Source organism: Candidatus Hydrogenedentota bacterium (assembly GCA_019695095.1).
In the GTDB taxonomy this organism is placed as follows: domain Bacteria; phylum Hydrogenedentota; class Hydrogenedentia; order Hydrogenedentales; family SLHB01; genus JAIBAQ01.
Map to the genome: position 1 here is coordinate 1 of JAIBAQ010000349.1, position 3451 is coordinate 3451.

Below are 3451 nucleotides of genomic sequence, written 5' to 3' on the forward strand. Positions count from 1 at the left end.
TGGGGATCGGGACAGACCCGTCTTCACTACGTTTCGCTTGGGTCAGTCCCTCAGACCCGGCTCCACTGCGTTTCGCTTGGGTCAGTCCCGCCTTTGCTATCCCCAGTCGTCGATAACGCCCTTGGCAGGAAACTCATTCGATAGTATCGGATCCGCGCGCAATCCGCAATGGGCCGCCGCACTCGACCGGGGGTAGTCCTCGGCCCGCTCCACCATCCCCGCACCCACCACGGGCGTTTCCGCGAAACGTCCCTACCTGTTTCCGGTGGGGCTGCCCGTTTTCAAGGCCACGCGAAAGGGAAAGAGCTCCGCCGTCATCACGTTCTGCCACACGGCCGGGTCTTTGTTCATGAGTTCGCGCGCGGTCGCCTCGGAATCCGTTTCAAGCACGCACAACCCAAACGTGCGTTCATCGTTATTCGTTGTCCGTCCCACGAGGATCGCAGTGCCGCGCTTGGCAAGTTCTTCAAGATAGGCGAAGTGCTCGTCGAGTATTCGGCTTTCCGCCGGAGTAGGGCCCTTCGTGAGCATTTCGAGTCGAGCGGCACGAACGATGTAGATGAATTGCATGGCGGCTCCTCCGTGGTTCGCGGGGCATCCTGTACAGCCGAATTCATTATGACATCTCGCACGCCGGATCGTACACGGCAATCGGCATGGATAGCGCGTACGGAACTCCTACTGCGTGGGCTTTGCCCAGATTGGGAGTTCACCCGGCGAAATGCCCATGACCGGAATGATGATGAAGTAAGCAATCGCGACGGTGATCACGATGCTAAGGAAGTTTAGAACCAGACCGGCGCGCGCCATCTGCGGAATGGTCACGTGTCCCGTGCCGTAGACGAGCGCATTGGGCGGCGTGCCCGCGGGCATCATAAACGCCAGGGATGCGCTGAACGTGGCGGGGATCATGAGCAGCAGGGGATTGATGCTCAGAGTAGATGACGCGGTAACCGCGAGCACGGGCAGCATGATGGCTGTCAATGCGGTGTTCGATGCGAATTCGCTCATGAACGTTACGGTAACGGCAACGACCAGAAGCATGGTCAGCGGCGATGCGCCTTGAAGCACGTTAAGATGCCCGCCAAGCCATTGGATAAGTCCAGTGTCGTTGAATCCTTTGGCAATCGCGAAGCCGCCTCCAAACAGCAAGAGCACGCCCCAGGGTATGCGCTGCGCCCAATCCCAGTCGAGCGCATAGACTCCGCGTTTGCGATCGACGGGAATGAAGAAGAGCAACAGCGCGAAGGCGACGGCGACGGTGCCGTCATTGGCAAATCCCGGATGAGAAAGAACGCGCGACCATCCCGGCACGGTAAACAGCCCGAGCTTTAGGTCTTCGCGGAAGATCCAACTCAACGCGGTCAGAATCCAGACAATCAGAACGACCAACTCGCCGCGACTCATGGGCCCGAGTTCGTTCAAACGTTTCGCGATGGCGTCGCGTCCCGCCGTGGAATCGCCAGCAGCTTTCAACGGGAACTGCACGCGCGTAAGCAGCAACCATGAGATAGGGATAAGCAACGCAACCACGGGAATGCCGAAGGTCATCCACTGCCCGAAACCGACTTTCGGAGCTTCCGGATAGAGCTTGCTCAGGGTACCAACAAACACGATATTAGGCGGCGTGCCCACAAGCGTCCCGACACCGCCGATGCTTGCGGCGAAGGCAATGCCCAGCATGACGGTTACGCCGAAGTTGTCCACTTCCTTCGACTCGTCGCGTCTGCGCATTTGGTCGATAACGGCGGTGCCGATTGGCAGCATCATCATTGCGGTGGCGGTATTCGATATCCAAAGCGAGATGGAGGCCGTCGCGATCATGAAGCCAAGCACGAGGCGGTGTGGATTGGTGCCGGTGCGATAGAGGATGCGCAACGCGATGCGCTCGTGGAGCGACCACTTCTGCATCGCCATCGCGATGAAGAATCCACCCGCGAAAAGGAAGATGTTGGAGTCGCCATATGACGAGGCGAGGTCTTTGCCGTCCATGATTCCAAGCAGGGGAAACAACGCGAGGGGAGCCAGCGAGGTCGCCGGGATTGGAATGGACTCGGTGATCCACCACACGCCCATGAGCAACGAGACGGCCGCAACGCGACGGCCTTCTGTCGTGAGTCCTTCCGAATTCGGCAAAACCATGACCAGCGCGAATAGCGCAACGCCCAGCCAAAGGCCAATGCGTTTGTGTATGGGATATGTGCTCGAACTCATGCGAATACCCCCTTGTCACACGGCGTTCACGAGGCGACTCCGATTCGGATCACGAACCTGCGTTGGAGCGATAGTACTTCACAATACCGGCGCAAATCTTCTCGGCGATTGCACGGCGCTGATCGGCCATGCGAAACCGGGCTTCTGCTTTCGAGTCGGATATGTCCGCGGGTTGCACCAAGACCGAGGGGCACCCCGTCTGCTGTACAACATAGGCAACCGACGGCGTCGCGGGGGTGCGCTCAAGGTTTTCGGCAATCGCATTGGCCAAAGCCGCGCCCTTGGCGCTGTTCGGATAGTGACCGACGTAAGCCGCCAGATCGGTTCGCTGGTACCCATCGTCGTCCAACGCCTTGGCCGTGGCGGCTCGCGAACCGAACGATACTGAAATCAGGAGATCGGCATTGACGTCTTCCGCGCACGACACGCGCTGGGGTTCGGACATTTCGGTATCGCCGTAGCGCGTCATGTAGACCTCTGCGCCCGTGCGACGCAACAGACTTGCCACGCGGCGCGCGACATCCAACGCGTAGTCGCTGGAACGCGCCCCCAAGGGTCCAATGATGCCTGCGTCGCGGCCTCCACCGGCCGGATCGAGCACGATGATCTTCCCAAGCAACGCGCCCCCCTCTACGGGGCTCAGCGCAATGGACGTGTGGGATTGGCGCAACCGGATCACTTGCGGCTCGTAACCGTCGCGCTCCAGCCGGATCTCGTCCACATTAAGCGGAGAGGCCAACCACCCTTCTTCCGTGGTCACACCAACGGTACGTCCTTGCGCGGTAATCACAACGCCTCCGACAGGGTTCTTGGTAAGGTTGTCCGTTACGCGTAAGGTCCGGAATCGAGTGTCGCCGGTCACAAGCGCGTGTTGCGCGGTTGCCGCGCCGCATGCAAAGGCGTACGCCACTTGCGGCAGAGGTTTCTGCACGTAGAACCGGGCCGTTCCATTCTTCACGCGCGCGGTTTGCTTCAATGGTTCCATCGTCACTTCTAGACCATCGGCGCACGGCATGCCCAGCGCGTCCGTTGTGCGCGCTTCTAATAGGACTTCCACGTCGCTACCCGGCGAGACAGTGGCCGGAATCTGGGTGATCTCAATGCGCGCGGCCGGACGCGACACGGCGATTTCGATGGGTACGGAAATGCCCGCGCCGTGCATGTTGCGCGCCAGCATGGATGCGCGCAGGATTCCATTCGGTAGCGTTTCGGCGGAGGTCCACGTGAACCCGCCTTC

3 protein-coding genes are annotated in these 3451 nt (G+C 60.2%); all 3 read right to left on the minus strand.

Annotated features, from left to right (window positions below; all coding sequences use genetic code 11):
* Positions 1-252 precede the first annotated feature (252 nt).
* On the minus strand, positions 253-570 hold the full coding sequence (locus tag K1Y02_26150; GenBank protein ID MBX7259865.1) for a YciI family protein: 318 nt from the start codon (positions 568-570) through the stop codon (positions 253-255).
* Positions 571-678: 108 nt separating this feature from the next.
* On the minus strand, positions 679-2214 hold the full coding sequence (locus K1Y02_26155) for a DASS family sodium-coupled anion symporter (GenBank protein MBX7259866.1): 1536 nt from the start codon (positions 2212-2214) through the stop codon (positions 679-681).
* Between the two features lie 49 nt (positions 2215-2263).
* A partial coding sequence (locus K1Y02_26160) for an N-acetylmuramoyl-L-alanine amidase (GenBank protein ID MBX7259867.1) occupies positions 2264-3451 on the minus strand: 1188 nt, incomplete at its 5' end.

Bases quoted from the DNA above. Each gene is read 5' to 3' on its own strand.
- K1Y02_26150 (MBX7259865.1), bottom strand. From the start codon at position 570: ATGCAATTCATCTACATCGTTCGTGCCGCTCGACTCGAAATGCTCACG.
- K1Y02_26155 (MBX7259866.1), bottom strand. From the start codon at position 2,214: ATGAGTTCGAGCACATATCCCATACACAAACGCATTGGCCTTTGGCTG.